This window comes from Trichocoleus sp. DQ-A2 (assembly GCF_039961915.1).
In the GTDB taxonomy this organism is placed as follows: domain Bacteria; phylum Cyanobacteriota; class Cyanobacteriia; order Cyanobacteriales; family FACHB-T130; genus FACHB-T130.
In genome coordinates this window covers 1-16,183 of sequence record NZ_JAMPKD010000031.1, presented here as the reverse complement: position 1 = coordinate 16,183, position 16,183 = coordinate 1, and the positions used below count along the sequence as shown (strand labels likewise).

The window sequence follows — 16,183 nt, the reverse complement described above, 5'->3', positions numbered from 1 at the left end:
TACGGTTCTGACTTGAACTCGGAACCTCACCCCCAACCCCTCTCCGTCAACGGCTATCCATTAGTCACATCTTTCTTAACAAAGGGACAAACAAGATAGGAAGGGATTTCCGAGAAGTAAGTTGGTAGAGATAGTGACAATTCAGGAAATTCATGGTGCTACAAGATTTGAATGGAGGACAACAAGCATAAATAGAAAACTGAATGGAGTAATTTCCAGGTAGCCGCGATATCATGTAATCGCCGCAATCCTCGCCAAATGGTTTGAATTCCCGGCTCCCCATCGCTTTTTCGTCCTAAAAAGCCAGCCAACATTGCAATCATTCGTACGGCTTCTCGCAAACAAGGTGGCTGGGTGGGTGGAATGGGATTTTTATTAATAGTGGCGCACAAAGACTGCCATTCATAGGTTTCTAAAACTGTCTCACAGGGCTGCATTGGATTGCATCTGGCTTCATAAGTTAGCCATAACAAACGCCACGCTACAATTGTATAGGTGGCTAGTGCCATCTCAATTCTCCGAGCCGTTTCCAGTTGTAATTTCTCAATTCCACAACCACTTTTTAATGCGTAGTGATAGCGTTCTATCAACCAACGGTAAGTGTACCAGCGAACGCAACGGGCTGCCTCCTCTAGCCGATTAATCTCCAGGCTAGTCATCAATAACCAACTAATTGGCTGAATTCCGGATGGGGGGTTTTCTTCTGATGCCAGAATTCCTTGTAACTTCACAGGTTTGAGCCGGGAACGCTCAATGTAATGTAACGGGACAAGGATATCGAAACTTGTGAACCGAAGTGTGAGTATGGCCTTTCTTGCTCTAGATTCTGGACTACGTTTAACTTCGACCGTGAGTTGACCACCAGGTGGAATTTGACGAATGGCAAGATGAAGCTATTTGGCACAATGGTCTACTTTTCGATTATGAGTCCCGCGAATTAATAAATGGGAATTTTCCGGACGTTTCTGGTTAAATAAGTCGAATATATCGGCTTCTGAGTCGGCAACTGTCACCACTTGAATATCTGCTGGGATCAACTTTTGGGTGATTTCTAATCCATCTAACCAGCGTTGGCTTTCTTTTTGTTGTGTTTCCCGTTGACGACGTTTTTTGGCGATGCCTAGATTTTCGAGTTCTCTGACCCACACCTGCTGGTCAATAATTCCCGTGGGACTCCATTACTTGTCGCTGCCAGTGTTGAATGTACTTTTAATCCCGATGATTTTCGGTTGTCCAGATAACCAGTCCCTCTGGTGGCTGGGTGGTCTGTTAAATCTATGTTGGTCGTGTCCTGGATTGCCAAGATTTCTTGATGTTCTTTGATTCTTTCAATTGTGCTGGCTGTATGCGCCTTGCGAATATCACGCGGCTGAAAATAAGGTGATTTCCAAAAATCATATGCGGCGCTGGTTGCTGCTATATTTCCACAGGCTTGGGGGACGCTACTTGCTGGTTGTGTTGCCAAATCTTCGACGATGCGTATAAGACGCTTGTTTCGACGCGCGTCTCCTAAGTTGGCCTGGGACAATTCTTTGGCTGCCCACTTTTCCATGTTGCCATTACCCGCTACTTTTGTGTTCCCTCAAAACTATACCTATCAAGCCTTTGAGTATTATTTTAAGGAGTTTGTCCCTTTGTTAAGAAAGATGCGGATAATGGATAGCCCGCAAGCGAGGAGAGGGGATAGGAGCAGAAGGGGGAATCGGATGGGGAGAGGGGATTGGAAGAAGAGAGGGGATTGGAGTGGCGTAGAAGCTTTGGTTCTATAGGTTCATCTTGGGTCATTTGCTCATCTTTGATTCGTTGCTTATTTCAAGCCAGCGCGATCGCTTTTCCCTGCAAATTATCTTCTACTTCATAGCTGCCTGGTATTGATAAACCAGTGGAGCAACTTCAGAGGCGTAAGCAGCCAAAACACATTCTGCTTCTTCGTCAAATAAGCTGCCGTCAGTACGATTCCAAACTTGTAGCGCTCCCAAAAGCTTGCCTTCGTAGTAGAGAGGCACGGCTAAAGCTGTCTCAATTCCCAACGCTTTAGCATGATCTTGCCGGACTCGGGGATCGCCCTCAGTACGACAAACTAACACGGGTTTGTCGCTCTGAAATGCCGTACCACACAATCCGGAAGTCGCTGCGGTAACCCTTTTGTCCAACACCCACTCAGCGTGCTTGCCTATCGCTGCCGCATAGTAGACGGTTTCCCCTTCGGACTCAGCTAGAACCACGGAGGCTGTTTCAGCATTGACAATTGCTTGGATGCGTTCGGCAATGTCATCTAATATCTGGCGATTTTGACTCATCGTTAACATCTCTTTATCTGCAATCAGTCTATCCAAATACAGTTAGGTTAAATGGCACTAACGCTCGGAGCCTGGAAATAAATTTCACAGCTAAAGTAGAGACACGATTAATCGCGTCTCTACTCTGGAATCAGATTTCCCTGTTGATAACAGACTTTAATGCGAAATTATTCCAGCCTCTCGGAGTCTGTGGTAGCGCTTTTGTTTATACTTCGACAGGGGTGCTGCTAGCAGTAAAACTTTCTCTAGCAGCCAAGGTGCAATGCGATTGCACCACACAGCTAAATGACTTTGCCATCCCACCAAAATTTCTGGCGATTCCTTTTGCAGTCCAGTGACGAGTGCTTGAGCAACTTTTTGAGAAGTCGTAGGCACTACCCAGCGAAACCACTTTAATTCTCGCACCATGTCAGTGTCGGTCAAAGATGGCAGCAAAGCCATCACCCGGATATTATAGTCAGCGAGTTCGCCGCGCAAGGCTTGGGTGAATCCTAAAATCGCAAACTTGGTAGCTGAATAAGTCGCCATTGTCGGCGCGGCAATTTTGCCCATCAAGCTAGAAACGTTCACGATGGTTCCTTCCCGTTGGGTTGCCATACGTCGAGCAACCAGACGAGTCATGGTGTACATTCCCATTAAATTAATCGCGATTTCTTGCTGCACATCCGGGAGTTGAGATTTCAAAAAGGGCGCTTGGTGTGCAACTCCCGCACAGTTGACGAGCAGATGAATCTGACCATAATCTCGCCAAGCTTGGGCGATCGCAATATTCACTTCTACTATCTGAGCCAGATCCAAAGGCAGGATCGCGGCTTCTACGCCAAGTGCTTCAACTTCGGCGGCGACTTCCGCTAAACGATCGGCATCGCGTGCCACCAGCAACAGGCGTTTGGCTCCTTGTTGCGCGAGTTCAAGCGCGATCGCTCGCCCAATTCCACGGGAAGCTCCAGTAATCAGAGCCGTCTTTCCTTGAATATTCATAACTTAAACCTTCTCCATTTGAGGTCTCACCGCGCTGATAGTGCCGAGTTCAAGATGCAAGAAGTAGAGGTAGCATCTTCTAAGCTCGCAGTGAGGAAAACAGTAACTCGTAATTACAGATGAGTTGAACTGAACTGTTGGGAGCAAGACATTTCTCAAAATTCTTGCAGGGAACCCTATTTTTGTAGACAAACCTGAGAAATGTCTTTCCGGAAAACTTCAGTCAAATAAGAGTTGGACTGGCAGTACGTAAGGGGAACACGAGTTAGGAACCAGATGAAATTGAAGAAATGCATTTTGAATCGTGAAACAAAGAAATTCCTCCGCCGTCTAGCAAGGTTGGTGTACCGTCAGAGAAATAAAGTTTCAGGCAATCCTGCAATCAGTGAATGGGTGTACAGCCAAGTTTGATGTAGAGCATGGATGGCACGTCTCCTAAAATACGGGCATTGACCAGAAGCAACTCTTAAGCACACCTTAGCAACTGCATCAACGAATCGCAATAAATTTTAATAAATTCTGCTTAACATTCCGTTACAAAACTGCCAAATGCTTTGCTGGAGCTAAATTTGTAGAAGTGTTTCTTTGGGGAAGTCAAGGGATGCGGTGAGCGCAGGAGCAGGCGACTTCCTAGTTACTGGTGTTGTGGAACACACTGCTCGTCTGAAGAGAGCCAACCAAAAAGCGATCGCTCACGCCAAAACCCAAGCGAAAAAACCGCTCGGTTTTGAGATATTTGATATTCTGGCAAAAGTTTAAGATGATCCCTTTCGCCTATGGCTGCTTTGATTAAAGAAATCCAACAGAGCTTATTAAACCTGATGGGTCAAACTATTGAGGCACTACCAGGAATTTTGATGGGGATCGCGATCCTCTGTTTAACCCGGTATGGAGCGAATCTAGTTCGGCGGCTCGTCCGTGGCGTTGGCAGGCGTGCCCTGAAAAACCCATCACTGCGCCTGCTGCTCGTGCAGACCAGTTTTGTAGGAACCTGGGTGGTAGGGATTCTCTTCGCCTGTGTTGTTGCCTTCCCAGACTTGCGGCTGGGCGACATCATTGGTTTGCTGGGACTCAGCTCGGTAGCGATTGGCTTCGCCTTTCAAGATATTTTTAAAAATTTTCTGGCGGGAGTCCTGCTGCTGTTGCAGGAACCGTTTCGGTTGGGGGATCAAGTGATAGTAAACGGTTTCGAGGGAACGATTGAAGAAATTTCCCTGCGCGCCACCCAAATTATCACCTATCAGGGAGAGCGCATCGTCGTGCCAAATGCAATCGTCTTTACCAGTCCGGTGCAAGTGCTGACGGCGATGCCCCACCGCCGGACTGATTTAGAAATTGGCGTTGATTACAATACCCCTTTACCCTACGCCGTCGAAACTCTGCTCGAAGCCGTGTTAAAAGTCGAGGGCGTTTTATCGAAGCCAGCACCGGAAGTAGATGGATTGGGCTTTGGTGATAGCTCGATGAACTTGGTCGTCCGCTATTGGACATCGCCGCACAAAGTAGATGTGCGCCGCACGAGAACCAAGGTGATGATCGCGCTCAAACAAGCTTGCGATCGCGCTGACATTAACATTCCTTACCCCATCCGCACGCTTTACAACTACAATCAGCAGCAGTTTAACGATGCTTCCCCAGTTGCAGATGGTGCCCAAAAAAGCTGAAAGTTTTGAGTTTTGAATTGAAGAAAAACTCAAAACTCAAAACGAATTCATCCCCTAATTTTGTTAAACCACCGCAGCCACTTTCAGCTCAAAAATCCTCTCGATCGTATCCTCTACCACCTTATCGGGAGTTGAAGCTCCAGAAGTAACTCCTACCACGATGGGACCAGCGGGGAGCCAATTTTCCTGAACTTCCAAATCGCCATCCAGCGGCTTATGCTCCACACGATTGCCAGGGCCAATTCTCTCGGCGCTATCGATGTGATAGGAAGGAATTTTCCGCTCAATGGCAATTTCTTGTAAGTGCGTCGTATTGGAAGAATTGAACCCCCCAATCACCACCATGAGATCTAGTTTTTCATCTACTAGCTGAAACATAGCATCTTGCCGCTCTTGAGTGGCATCGCAGATGGTGTTGAAGCTTTGGAAATGCTCGTTCAACTCGCTTGGCCCATACTTTCTCATCATGGTGCGCTCAAATAGCTTGCCGATTAGCTCGGTTTCGCTCTTGAGCATCGTGGTTTGATTAGCAATGCCAATCCGCTCTAAATCGGTGTCGGGATCGAATCCCTCTGAGCAAGCGCGGCTGAATTTTGTCATAAATTCGTCGCGACTCCCACCATTGAGAATGTAGTTAGAGACATACTCCGCTTGTGCCAGATTCAGCACGATCAAATACTTGTCAGCAAAAGAACTGGTGGCGACAGTTTCTTCGTGATTGTATTTGCCGTGAATGATCGAGGTATAAGCTTTTTTCTTGTGTTTTTCGACCGTATTCCAAACTTTAGAAACCCAAGGACAGGTTGTATCGACAATCTTGCAACCCTTGTCGTTGAGCAGCTGCATTTCCTGAACGCTGGCACCAAATGCCGGTAAAATCACCACGTCACCCGCATCGACAACGGAGAAGTCTTTTTCCCCTTTCTCTACTGAGATAAACCCTACTTTCATGTCGCGCAAGCGCTGATTCACAGAAGGGTTGTGAATAATTTCATTAGTAATCCAAATCTGCTCGGTCGGGAAGTGCTGGCGGGTTTCATAAGCCATTGCGACGGCGCGTTCCACACCCCAGCAAAAACCAAACGATTCGGCTAACCGGATGGTGACATCACCGCGTTTCAGGGTGTAGTTGTTTTCCCGAATTTCCTGAATGAGATGGCTCTGATACTCGGATTTGAGGACACCAGCGACTTCCTCTTGATGACCAAAGCCCTTGCGATGGTAGTTCTCAGAACTGTTTAATGACCGTTTGAAGGCTTTTGTATCCATGCAGCCGTTTCCTCTCTCATTCTGGTGGTTCTCCTCGTCGATCATAAAATGCCTGGACGCTCAGCTGGCGTTACCCAGCAAAGTCAAAGCCAGGAATTTTTAATTGGCTTTGCTGGGTTCTGTTTCCACCTGCATGAAGAATTGAAGGGCATAGCGCCAAATAACATAGCCTTGGGGACTTAGGTGCAAGCCATCCGTCGTCAGTTCGGGCTGTATATTGCCGTTACTATCGGCAAACAGGGGATAGAGATCGAGATAGCTGACAGATTCCGAACGAGCGATCGCGCCCAGTTGTCGGTTTAGTTCGCGGATGCGACTGCTAGGGATAGCAATCAGGCGATCGCGTCCCACCCAGGTTGACTTTTTACCGCCGTGGGGCAAAATCGACTGCACAACAATTTGTGCTTGGGGATGAACCCGTCGCAGATAGCGGATAATCTGTCGCTGGTTCGCCAGAATTCTCCGATCGCCCACCCCTCGGATCAGGTCGTTAATGCCAATCATCACCAAGATCGTTTCGGGCTGAGTTTCGTCCAACACATCCAATCGGTTGAGCAAACCCCCTGAAGTATCTCCAGAAATTCCTTGATTGAGCCAAGTGCGCTCTGTGGGCAATAGCTCCGAAGGAAACCACAGACTGAGCGAATCCCCAGCCAGTACGGTTAAATGTTTGGGATTTTTGGTTGCGGCTACCTCCGCTTCTTGCCTGAGCAGCGTCACCCACTGAGCGTAATTCAGCTGGTGGCGCGGCCCTAACGCGGGTGTGGAAGGTAGTGTTTTCGTCAGCAGGCTGGTAGAGACGTCTTCTGGGATCGGCTCTACAGAGGTAGCATCGCTAGCTTGTAACCTAGCTGATAGCCACCGATCCCGATTCAGCAACAAAATTACTGTTAGCATCAGCAACCCGTTGGTAGCTAGGGACAAAAGCGCCCAAGCCGGAAGAAAGGTTTTCGAGCGAGTGGACACACTAAATCAGATTCAGCACAGGTTGAATTTAATCTTAAATTGCTAGCATCCACAAATCGAGCGATCGCCTAGCTGCCAATGGAAATTGCCAATTATTCGCCTTTGAAGCTCAGTCCAGTGGCAAAATCCTCTCCATAACCTTCTTCACCATGCTCGTTGATGTCTAAACCTTGGTCTTCAGCGTTAGGTTTGACTCGCAAATCCATCGCCAAACTTAAAAGTTTGAGGATAGCAAAAGTGCCCACCCCGGCAAACACATAAGTTGCTAAGACACCGACAATCTGTTCCCATAATTGGACGGGATTGCCGAAAAATAAACCGTTGTCTCCTGCTGAGTTAACGGTTGTCGTCGCAACCAGACCCGTCAGAAGCGCCCCTATCGTCCCGCCAACGCCGTGGATAGGAAAGGTATCCAAAGAATCGTCAAACTGCAACTTGGCTCGGAGACTGACGGCAAAGAAACAGCAAACAGAGGTAACGGAACCGATGAAGATGGCTCCGAGCGGATTCACGTATCCGGCTGCCGGGGTCACGCCAACCAGTCCGCCGAGGAAACCGCTGGCAATGCCAATTGCTGTCGGTTTGCCTCTGAGTAGCCATTCCAGGATGACCCAAGTGAGACCGCCGGCTGCCGCAGCGACCATTGTGGCGACGAAAGCTACCGCTGCTAGGGAACCTGCTGTTAAAGCACTCCCGGCATTAAAGCCAAACCAGCCAAACCAGAGCATACCGATTCCGAGTAGCACGTAAGGCACGTTATGGGGTGCGTGTGGTGTCACCATGAAGCTTTTTCGCGGCCCAATCACCCAAGCGGCGACGACAGCAGAGACGCCAGAGCTGATGTGTACGACGGTTCCTCCAGCAAAATCTAAGGCTCCAAATGTACCGATCCAGCCTTTGCCCCAAACCCAGTGAGCTAAAGGAGAGTAGATAAAGGTAGACCAAAGCAGGATGAACCAGAAGTATGCCTTGAAACTCATCCGCTCCACGATAGCCCCAGAAATTAGGGCTGGAGTGATGATGGCAAACATCATCTGGTAAACCATGAACACTTGATGGGGAATCGTGCCAGCGTAACCGACCGGATCGGGTTGGTCGAAGGCGACGTTATTCAAAAATAGCCAGTTCAGGCTGCCAATGAAGGGATTGGCACTGAAAGGAGGATCGGCTCCAGGGGTCAAGGAAGTGGGTGCAAAGGCGAGGCTATAGCCCCACAGAGTCCAGGTAACGCCGACAACTCCCATGAGGATGAAGCTCATCATAATGGTGTTGAGGACGTTGCGCGATCGCACTAATCCGCCATAGAAAAAAGCTAACCCAGGCGTCATCAGCAGCACTAGGGCTGATGAAATTAGCATAAATGCGGTATCGCCTGTGTCGATTTTCGGAGCCTCAGCAACCGCTGGCGACGCTTCCTGACGCGAAGCATCGGCTGGTTCCCCAGGAACCGTTGCGGGAGCGGACAATTCCGGGGAAGGACTCACCGAAGGCGATGCGTCTTGGGCAAGCGCATTTCCTACCATTGGGCCACCCAGAAGACACAGCGCCAGTATCCAAGTAATGAGAACTTTCTTGATCACTGATTTGGTTCCATCAACGCGATCGCTTTGTTAAGCAAATGAATCTGATTGCACCAATTTCAATCAGGTCAATTCTGTATCAAAGTATACAAATTAGCGGAGTTGCCTATAAATATTTCACCCACAGATAGACGACAAAAATGAAATCCGCCCTACTCGCAACTCTATAGAGTTGGGAATAGGGCGGACTCTATGGGGAAAGGAGAAAACTCAAAAGAACAAAATGCTTTCTTTTGGTTTATCTGTCGTTACTTGACATATTCACCGGGCGGAGTCGGCATTCCACCATGCTTACCAGTATCAGAAAACCCAGCAGAGCTTCCTTCCTTAAGGAATCCACTGTAAGCTTCCATGCCATGTTCTCCGATATCCAAACCTTCAAACTCCTCTTCTGGAGTGACTCGGATACCGAGGGTCGCTTTCAACGCCAGCCAGAAGATTGTACTGAGTAGAACGGTTATGCCTCCCACTGTGACAATACCAATCAGTTGAGTGATCAACTGTCCGAGACCACCACCGAGCAATAACCCCTTGGTTGGGCCAAGACCCTCACCGTACCAGGAATAGACACCAGGACCAGCAGCAAATAAACCCACTGCCAGAGTCCCCCAGATACCACAAACCAGGTGAACTGAGGTCGCGCCCACCGGGTCATCAATTTTGATTTTGTCAAAGAGAGTGACAGCGAAAACAACTAATACTCCGCCAACCAAACCGATGATCAAAGAACTGCCAATGCTGATAAAAGCACAGGAAGCTGTCACCGAAACTAAGCCAGCCAAAATGCCGTTGATAATCATCGACAGATCCGGCTTACCCAGGTACAACCAAGCTGTAATGGTAGCGGCAATTCCACCCGCAGCACCCCCCATGTTGGTTGTCAGGGCAATGTGAGTAATGGCGTTTGGATCGGCAGCCATTGTGGAGCCAGGGTTGAAACCAAACCAGCCCAACCAGAGAATCAAAGTGCCCAAGGTGGCAATGCTCAGGTTATGACCAGGGAAAGCAACGCTTTGCCCGTCTTGATATTTACCAAGCCGTGGCCCTAAGAATGCGGCTCCCATCAAAGCTGCCCAGCCACCCACTGAGTGAACGACCGTGCAACCCGCGAAATCCCAGAAGCCTCTGGTTTGCAGCCAGCCACCGCCCCAGATCCAGTGTCCGGTGAGCGGGTAGGCAATCCCGACGAGTAAGAGGCTGAAGATTAAGAAGTCAACAAACTTAATTCTTTCTGCAACCGCTCCAGAAACAATCGTGGCGGCTGTTCCGGCAAATACTAGCTGAAACAAAAACTTAGCAGCTAAGGGAACGCCAGCCCATTTCAGAGAGCCAAAAACACCTTGATAGGCATCGTTGGTGGCAGGGCTGTTATCGGCTCCGCTCAAAAACCACCCGCTCAAACCAATGAAAGGATTGCCGTCCCCGAACATCAAGCCAAAACCAATCGCCCAAAACGCGACGGTCGCTAGAGCAAACACAATCAAGTTTTTGGCAAGAACGTTGACCGCGTTTTTCTGGCGGCAGAAGCCAGTTTCTAACATACAAAAGCCAGCGTTCATGAAGAACACCAGGAAAGCAGCGATCGCTACCCATAGGGTGTCTAGCGCTACCTTCAACTCGGCTGTTGTCGGCCCCTCAGCTGCCGGAGCATCCTGGGCGACTGCTGCATAACCCCACACCATCACAATCAAAATGGCGATAGGAATGCAAGCTTGCCAACTTGGAGTCAGCCGCTTAATGGCAATTTGCAACTGCTTAAACATCGTGGCAGTCCGGGGAGATTGGACTTGCCAATTAGAAGACAATCGCTTCTTTTTGGCTTTCGATTTCTTCTTTTTGAGCGTTAATTTAGGCATCATCACTGCACTTTCCTCAATCAGTCCAACACATCCATCGGTTTAGTCAAAAATCAGTAAATCCAGTCATTTGAAGTGAGTATATGACAAAACCTTACAGGCAACTCGTTAGGGATTTTTTCCTTTATCAACATCTAGACGGGATGTCTAATTTGTCCGGGAAATTTTAAGATTTTGTATTTTCCGAGGCGGGATATTCTGTATCGAAAGTTACATTTTTAGATTCTGGCTCTGGCATCTCAACCCGCAGAACTCTCCTGGAAGTATAAATCGCGGGAGTTTGAGCGAACTTGGAGCTAAATTAGTTTATATCCATCTATGGGGGGATGCCCCAAAGAAAAGCCTAAATTTATTAAGCGAATCCATTAAGACTTCAGAAGCTTAAATTTCTCCGAAAATCCCATATTATAGAAACTTAAATTAAGCAATTACTTTATTAAATAAATGCTTTTATAGAAACTTTCCTATAAATTAAATGCAAGTTTTTTTATTTTATATTTGATGAACAGATAAAAACTGTTACTAAAATAGCAAAAACAAGGTTATCAATTTTTTTTAGGACAAGATTAAATTTGACTTTGATCGCGAAACATTCAACGAATAGATTGGGTCTAAATCTCAAAGAAACCGCCCCTGTCGCCCCTCCAGTTCCGCTAAAAATGAAATCAGCAGTTTTCTTGACGCACCTCGCTATCGGTAAACAAAGCGATTGGCATCAAAAAATTATTCTTGAGATTTCAATCGTTTCTCCTCTCTGCCAAGCCTAAAAAAATAACTGACTCGCCCTTAAAATTAGGGCATCTTCTCCAAATACTGCCTATAGCCGATTTCATCCAGAAGCTGCTGCTTCTCCATCACGGAATCGCTTAAACTGCGGCGATATTGCTGCACTCGTTCGAGTAATTCTGGCTGGTGGGATGCCAAGATTTGCACAGCCAACAAACCGGCATTTTTCGCATTACCAATCGCGACAGTCGCGACGGGAATTCCCGCTGGCATTTGCACGATGGAATAGAGGGAATCAACGCCCTGTAGGTGACGGCTGGCGACTGGCACCCCAATTACTGGCAAAGGTGTCAGAGACGCTACCATACCGGGGAGATGGGCAGCGCCACCGGCACCCGCGATAATCACTTTGATGCCGCGCTGGTGGGCTTGTTGGGCGTATTCCACCATCCGTTCCGGGGTACGGTGGGCAGAGACGATGGCGACTTCGCAGCCGACGCCAAATTCTTCACATATTGCGATCGCGCCTTGCATAGTGGGCAAATCGGAATCGCTACCCATGATGATGCCAATTAACGGTTGAGTCATTTTTTCGGGAGTTATTCAGTTGGTTGTTAGATAAACTGGTGTCTGCTCGAATTTAGGTATCTTGTCGCAAAAGTGATGACAGACGCAACAACGCTATCCATGACTGCCCCAATCGTGATTCGCAATGCTCGATTCCGAGGCTACGAAAGCTTACAGCAGATTTGGATTCATCAGGGCAGGATTGAGCAAATTCTGTCAATGGACACTGTATTCAAAATGGTTCCACCTGAGGATTTGCAAGTGCTGGATGTGGAGGGAGATTGGGTGTCGCTGGGTGGTGTCGATTTGCAGATTAATGGGGCGTTGGGGTTGGCATTTCCAGAATTGAATCTGGAAAATTGCGATAAGCTACCGGAAATTTGTAAATTTCTGTGGAATCAGGGCGTTGATGGATTTTTACCAACCATCGTTACAACATCGGTTGAGAACATTCAGCGATCGCTCTCCATTTTCTCTAATTTTGCCGCTTCCCAGCACCAAGATCGAACCACTGCCGAGATTTTGGGGGTGCATTTGGAAGGGCCATTTCTCAATCCCCAGAAACGAGGCGCACACCCTGCCGAGTACCTATTGCCGCTAACGATTGACAACGTGAAACGGGTTTTGGGGAACTATGCGGGGATAGTGAAAGTGATTACTTTGGCACCAGAATTAGATCCAACTGGGGAAGCGATCGCGTATTTGCGAAGTCTTGGGATCACCGTCAGTCTGGGACACTCCCAAGCCACTGAAGCCGAAGCGCAGCAAGCTTTTAAACTGGGGGCGTCAATGGTGACTCATGCCTTCAATGCCATGCCCGGATTACATCACCGCGAACCCGGCTTATTAGGAGCCGCCCTGGTTCATCCAGCAGTACAGTGTGGTTTAATTGCCGATGGTCAGCACGTCTCTCAGACAATGATTCAGCTGCTGCTACGCGCCAGTTCTACCCCCTTAAACCAGGGGCAGCAGGGGGAGCTATCCGAGCAAGGCATTTTCCTGGTTAGCGACGCCTTAGCACCCTTGGGACTCCCCGATGGCATCTATCCCTGGGATACGCGGCAAATAGAAGTGAAAAACGGCACCGCCCGACTCCCAGATGGAACCTTATCGGGAACAACATTACCGCTGTTAGTCGGAGTGCAGAATCTAGTCCGTTGGGGGATTTGTGAAGTCGAGACTGCGATCGCGCTTGCCACAGAATCCCCCCGTCGCGCCATTGGGTTGCTCAAAGAACCGTCAAAACGCGATCGCCAAAAAAACAACAAAACTAGCCCCTACCTCAGCCAGCCCGCTCATCAACTGCTGCGCTGGCATCCAGACGAATCAACGAATGGACTCACCTGGCAGCGCTTATTACCCAATCCCTAAAATAAGCAATGCCTCTCCTCTTCCTCTCTTCCTCTGCGTTCTCCGCGTCCTCTGCGGTTCGTATAAATGGTAAGTTTAACCGTTGGGAACACTTCGACAAAACCAATTTCATGAACGCAACAGACGATAAAACAATTGTCAAAGACTATTTCAACTCCACAGGCTTCGATCGCTGGAGACGCATTTACGGCGATGGTGAAGTTAATAAAGTCCAACTAGACATCCGCGAAGGACATCAGCAGACAGTCGATACTGTACTAAGCTGGCTGAAAGCCGATGACAATCTAGCCAATTTATCCATCTGTGATGCGGGTTGTGGCGTCGGTAGCCTCAGCATTCCCCTCGCCGAAGCGGGTGCCAAAGTCTATGCCAGCGACATCTCCGAAAAAATGGTCGGAGAAGCCAAAGAAAGAGCCGAGGCAGTTCTAGGCAACGCGAGCAATCCTACTTTCACCGTGCAGGATTTAGAAACATTAAGTGGCAAATATCACACCGTTATTTGCTTAGATGTCCTCATTCACTATCCCCAAGACAAAGCTGCCGAGATGATTTCCCATCTCACTTCTATGGCAGAATCTCGGATAATTCTCAGCTTTGCGCCGAAAACTTTAGCCCTCAGTTTGCTCAAAAAAATTGGCAGTTTCTTCCCCGGTGCCAGCAAAGCCACTCGTGCTTATTTGCACCGAGAAGCTGATATCGTCAAAATTCTAGAAAGTAATGGTTTTTCCATTCAGCGGCAAGGAATGACGAAGACTCGCTTTTACTTTTCTCGCATACTGGAAGCCACGCGAAAGTAAGGTTAAGATCGCGGCTGTATTGACAACATCGGCTGGGCACCATGAAGCTCATCAAAAAACTGTCTGCGGGCTTGTTACTGACATTCGGCGGAATTTTGCTAATGATTCCGCTCATTGTTTATACCCTACCGAATCCGAATGCTAGCCCGGAGGATAAACAGGAAGATGGAGACGCTGCCATCGGGGGTCTAGTTTTAGGACTCCCAGCGGTAGCCCTTGGAGGTTGGCTGGTGTGGGGATTGCGGAAACAACACTCGAAAGAAACAAGCGATCGCCTCCAGTCTACCTTTTACCAGCTACTGAAAGAAGGCGATGGAAATATCACCACTTTACAGTTTGCGATGGAGGCGAAGCTAACAGCTGCGGAGGCAAAGCAGTATTTAGATGATAGAGCTAAAGAATACGATGCTAACTTTAAAGTAAGTGAGGAAGGAGGAATTTCTTATTACTTCCTGTTGAGATAAGAGTAGTTGAAATTATGATGACGCAGATTTTTTTATGCATCGCATCTATTTTAGGCGGATTGTCCGTCGCTGCTGGTGCTTTTGCCTCCCACGCTTTGAAAGAAAAACTCAGCGAACGGGCAGCAGAAATCTTTGAGACGGGTGCCCGTTATCAGATGTATCACGCATTAGCTTTGCTACTGGTGGCATTATTATTAAGTCGCGCCGAGGCAGCACAGTCAACCCTTGTGGCAGCTGGATATGCCTTCATCGTTGGCGTCATCCTTTTCTCAGGCAGTCTTTATGCTTTGAGTCTGACGGGTGTAAAGTGGTTGGGACCAATTACTCCACTAGGAGGAGTAGCATTTATTGTGGGCTGGGGTTGTTTAGCAGTTGCCGCATTTAGTTTTAAATAGTTATCCTTTTCAGCAAGTCCCACTGAGCTTTACTAAACTCAATTCCCGGACGTTTATTCTTGATCAGTGCTTCTGCTTGGTTCGCATTATTCACAAGCCCCTTGGCAACAAGTGTAGCAGCAACAACTGTTGCTGAACGTCCATGCCCAAGGGCACAGTGAATATAAATATTTCCCTGCCATGCACAGATTTTATTAACCAATTTTTGGAATACTTGATAATCTGGCACAGACGCATCTAATGTAGGAACGCAGATATAATATCTTCCTGAAATAACATTTTTGGGTTCTGGGAATTCGGCTGTTAAATCAACTATTAAGCTGATATTATCGGGCAATTCCTTAGCAAATACTCTACGACCCAGCCAGATGCCAGGTACTATCTCGTTACAGCATTCCTCTTTCTCAATCAGTCTTTGAAGATACCAGCTTATCCAGGTTAATAATAAGTAGGGCATTAATAAGCATATATTCAGCCATCCCATCGTTCCATCTGACCGTTTTCCAAATACTTTAGCTCCCAGCCATCCGTATGCTGCTCCTACTGCAATAAAACTAACACCAATCCATAGAATTAGCCATCTAGCATTACCAAATCTCAAGCCAAATGCCATTAGGTAAATACCACTCAGAAAAAATATTAAACTATACTTCATTATTTGTTGGCAATAGATGCCATTCTTAACAGCACTAATAGATTATTCAGTCAAAAACTTGTTAATTTTATATTTCGTTACCTCAAGCCAACCTACGCTTACTTGTACAAACTATCAGACTCGTAATATTTGTCATACTCTGGACCTGATGCATCTTCCCAAGGTCTACTATTCACAGATTTGTATCGCGCCCCGCAGTTTTCGCAGCGGTAAAAGCTGCGAGAAGGTTGACGAGTAGGCATAATCAACGAGTAACACTTTAGCTTCCGCTTCCTACAAGTTGGGCATCGGATACCAATCAATTGAATCAGCCAGCCCAACCCAGCACTAATCAAAATTGCTAGTGGAAAGGCAAGAATTACACCGATAATAAAGATGAAATTATCCAAATATTTCCTGGAAAGCCAAGAATTACACCGATAATAAAAGTGCTAACATAATCAGCCAATAAGATGCCATCAATTACCTCTAATTATTAGCGGTGCTTAAACGAAAAACAAGACTCTAAAAAGGTATAATACAGGCATGGCAACCATTTCACGTTATGGTGTGATAAATGAAAGAGACAACTCCCGCCGCCATGCCCCCTTGC

General features: G+C 47.6%; 14 protein-coding genes and 1 pseudogene. 6 read left to right on the top strand and 9 right to left on the bottom strand.

Annotation, left to right across the window (positions count from 1 at the left end; genetic code table 11):
- Positions 1 to 158 precede the first annotated feature (158 nt).
- The 3 genes and pseudogenes from NC997_RS23890 to NC997_RS23880 form a co-directional block, all read right to left on the bottom strand.
- Positions 159 to 1,552: pseudogene (locus tag NC997_RS23890) on the bottom strand (IS4 family transposase).
- A 298-nt stretch (positions 1,553 to 1,850) separates the two neighbouring features.
- The gene (locus tag NC997_RS23885) at positions 1,851 to 2,300 is read right to left on the bottom strand and encodes a GAF domain-containing protein (RefSeq protein WP_190528799.1); all 450 of its coding nucleotides are present in this window, start codon (positions 2,298 to 2,300) and stop codon (positions 1,851 to 1,853) included.
- 156 nt (positions 2,301 to 2,456) lie between these two features.
- Positions 2,457 to 3,281, bottom strand: coding sequence for an SDR family NAD(P)-dependent oxidoreductase (locus NC997_RS23880; RefSeq protein WP_190528797.1), 825 nt, complete (start codon positions 3,279 to 3,281; stop codon positions 2,457 to 2,459).
- 606 nt (positions 3,282 to 3,887) lie between these two features.
- Here NC997_RS23880 and NC997_RS23875 point away from each other — a divergent pair.
- Together NC997_RS23875 and NC997_RS23870 are read left to right on the top strand one after the other, a co-directional pair.
- Complete coding sequence (locus tag NC997_RS23875; RefSeq protein ID WP_190528794.1) at positions 3,888 to 4,040, top strand: hypothetical protein; 153 nt, start codon at positions 3,888 to 3,890, stop codon at positions 4,038 to 4,040.
- Positions 4,041 to 4,057: 17 nt separating this feature from the next.
- The gene (locus tag NC997_RS23870; protein WP_190528792.1) at positions 4,058 to 4,945 is read left to right on the top strand and encodes a mechanosensitive ion channel family protein; all 888 of its coding nucleotides are present in this window, start codon (positions 4,058 to 4,060) and stop codon (positions 4,943 to 4,945) included.
- 63 nt (positions 4,946 to 5,008) lie between these two features.
- Here NC997_RS23870 and NC997_RS23865 read toward each other — a convergent pair whose 3' ends face one another.
- The 5 genes from NC997_RS23865 to purE form a co-directional block, all read right to left on the bottom strand.
- Positions 5,009 to 6,214 carry a 4-hydroxy-3-methylbut-2-enyl diphosphate reductase gene (locus tag NC997_RS23865; RefSeq protein WP_190427982.1) on the bottom strand — a complete coding sequence of 402 codons (1,206 nt, stop codon included), beginning with the start codon at positions 6,212 to 6,214 and terminating at the stop codon, positions 5,009 to 5,011.
- Between the two features lie 99 nt (positions 6,215 to 6,313).
- Complete coding sequence (locus NC997_RS23860) at positions 6,314 to 7,180, bottom strand: SGNH/GDSL hydrolase family protein (RefSeq protein ID WP_339380495.1); 867 nt, start codon at positions 7,178 to 7,180, stop codon at positions 6,314 to 6,316.
- A gap of 92 nt (positions 7,181 to 7,272) precedes the next feature.
- Positions 7,273 to 8,760, bottom strand: a complete 1,488-nt coding sequence (locus NC997_RS23855) for an ammonium transporter (RefSeq protein WP_339380590.1) — start codon at positions 8,758 to 8,760, stop codon at positions 7,273 to 7,275.
- A gap of 248 nt (positions 8,761 to 9,008) precedes the next feature.
- Positions 9,009 to 10,619 carry an ammonium transporter gene (gene amt, locus NC997_RS23850; RefSeq protein ID WP_190411393.1) on the bottom strand — a complete coding sequence of 537 codons (1,611 nt, stop codon included), beginning with the start codon at positions 10,617 to 10,619 and terminating at the stop codon, positions 9,009 to 9,011.
- Between the two features lie 789 nt (positions 10,620 to 11,408).
- The gene (gene purE, locus NC997_RS23845) at positions 11,409 to 11,930 is read right to left on the bottom strand and encodes a 5-(carboxyamino)imidazole ribonucleotide mutase (RefSeq protein WP_190429595.1); all 522 of its coding nucleotides are present in this window, start codon (positions 11,928 to 11,930) and stop codon (positions 11,409 to 11,411) included.
- 75 nt (positions 11,931 to 12,005) lie between these two features.
- On the opposite strand from purE, the gene nagA reads away from it, so the two are divergent.
- The 4 genes from nagA to NC997_RS23825 all read left to right on the top strand — a co-directional run bounded on the left by nagA (position 12,006) and on the right by NC997_RS23825 (position 14,936).
- Entirely contained in the window at positions 12,006 to 13,280 is a 1,275-nt protein-coding gene (gene nagA / locus NC997_RS23840; protein ID WP_190528790.1) for an N-acetylglucosamine-6-phosphate deacetylase, read from the top strand.
- A 110-nt stretch (positions 13,281 to 13,390) separates the two neighbouring features.
- On the top strand, positions 13,391 to 14,077 hold the full coding sequence (gene bchM / locus NC997_RS23835) for a magnesium protoporphyrin IX methyltransferase (RefSeq protein WP_190528788.1): 687 nt from the start codon (positions 13,391 to 13,393) through the stop codon (positions 14,075 to 14,077).
- A 41-nt stretch (positions 14,078 to 14,118) separates the two neighbouring features.
- The gene (locus NC997_RS23830) at positions 14,119 to 14,541 is read left to right on the top strand and encodes a hypothetical protein (RefSeq protein ID WP_190429598.1); all 423 of its coding nucleotides are present in this window, start codon (positions 14,119 to 14,121) and stop codon (positions 14,539 to 14,541) included.
- 17 nt (positions 14,542 to 14,558) lie between these two features.
- Entirely contained in the window at positions 14,559 to 14,936 is a 378-nt protein-coding gene (locus tag NC997_RS23825) for a DUF423 domain-containing protein (RefSeq protein WP_190528852.1), read from the top strand.
- Here the strand turns inward: NC997_RS23825 and NC997_RS23820 are convergent.
- Entirely contained in the window at positions 14,929 to 15,549 is a 621-nt protein-coding gene (locus NC997_RS23820; RefSeq protein WP_206753368.1) for a dual specificity protein phosphatase family protein, read from the bottom strand. The genes NC997_RS23825 and NC997_RS23820 overlap by 8 nt on opposite strands.
- Positions 15,550 to 16,183 lie beyond the last annotated feature (634 nt).

Bases quoted from the DNA above. Each gene is read 5' to 3' on its own strand.
- bchM (WP_190528788.1), top strand. From the start codon at position 13,391: ATGAACGCAACAGACGATAAAACAATTGTCAAAGACTATTTCAACTCC.
- NC997_RS23880 (WP_190528797.1), bottom strand. From the start codon at position 3,281: ATGAATATTCAAGGAAAGACGGCTCTGATTACTGGAGCTTCCCGTGGA.
- NC997_RS23885 (WP_190528799.1), bottom strand. From the start codon at position 2,300: ATGAGTCAAAATCGCCAGATATTAGATGACATTGCCGAACGCATCCAA.
- NC997_RS23825 (WP_190528852.1), top strand. From the start codon at position 14,559: ATGACGCAGATTTTTTTATGCATCGCATCTATTTTAGGCGGATTGTCC.
- amt (WP_190411393.1), bottom strand. From the start codon at position 10,619: ATGATGCCTAAATTAACGCTCAAAAAGAAGAAATCGAAAGCCAAAAAG.
- NC997_RS23865 (WP_190427982.1), bottom strand. From the start codon at position 6,214: ATGGATACAAAAGCCTTCAAACGGTCATTAAACAGTTCTGAGAACTAC.
- NC997_RS23870 (WP_190528792.1), top strand. From the start codon at position 4,058: ATGGCTGCTTTGATTAAAGAAATCCAACAGAGCTTATTAAACCTGATG.
- purE (WP_190429595.1), bottom strand. From the start codon at position 11,930: ATGACTCAACCGTTAATTGGCATCATCATGGGTAGCGATTCCGATTTG.
- nagA (WP_190528790.1), top strand. From the start codon at position 12,006: ATGACAGACGCAACAACGCTATCCATGACTGCCCCAATCGTGATTCGC.
- NC997_RS23830 (WP_190429598.1), top strand. From the start codon at position 14,119: ATGAAGCTCATCAAAAAACTGTCTGCGGGCTTGTTACTGACATTCGGC.
- NC997_RS23820 (WP_206753368.1), bottom strand. From the start codon at position 15,549: ATGGCATTTGGCTTGAGATTTGGTAATGCTAGATGGCTAATTCTATGG.